At 67.9% G+C, this 467-nt stretch carries 1 protein-coding gene; it reads left to right on the top strand.

Translation table 11 applies throughout. The features are described from left to right. Positions 1-467, top strand: a 467-nt coding sequence (locus tag EN742_RS37285) for a DUF4153 domain-containing protein (protein WP_128334006.1), incomplete at both ends; no start/stop codon positions are given.

Below are 467 nucleotides of genomic sequence, written 5' to 3'. Positions count from 1 at the left end.
ATCGAATACTGGTTCTCGCTGATCGACCTTTTTGCACTCCTCAACCTGATCCAGCTGCCGCGGCTGGTCTTCTGGCTGGCCGTGCTCGCTGGCATCTGGGCCTTCCTGCGGCCGCGCCTGCCGCGCTTCTTCCGCCGTTTGCCGCGCAAGTCGCGGATCGTCCGCACGGAACCGCCGGCTCAGGCAAGAACGACCATCGAGGACGTCCTCTTCGGCAAGGCGGCGATCCTGCGCGCGCTGCTCGTCTTCAACCTTCTGTTCGCGCTGCAGACCGCGCTCGACGCCACCTATCTGTGGGGCGGGGTGGCGCTGCCGGACGGGCTGACCTACGCCGCCTATGCGCATCGCGGCGCCTATCCGCTGATCGTCACCGCGCTGCTTGCCGCCGGCTTCGTGCTCGCAGCGCTGAGGCCCGGCAGCGAGACGTCGGAGGACCCGCTGATCCGCCGGCTGGTCTATGCCTGGGT

It is taken from the genome of Mesorhizobium sp. M4A.F.Ca.ET.020.02.1.1 (assembly GCF_004022645.1).
GTDB lineage: Bacteria > Pseudomonadota > Alphaproteobacteria > Rhizobiales > Rhizobiaceae > Mesorhizobium.
The sequence above is the reverse complement of the archived record's forward strand: the minus strand, read 5'-3'. Positions and strand labels throughout refer to the sequence as shown.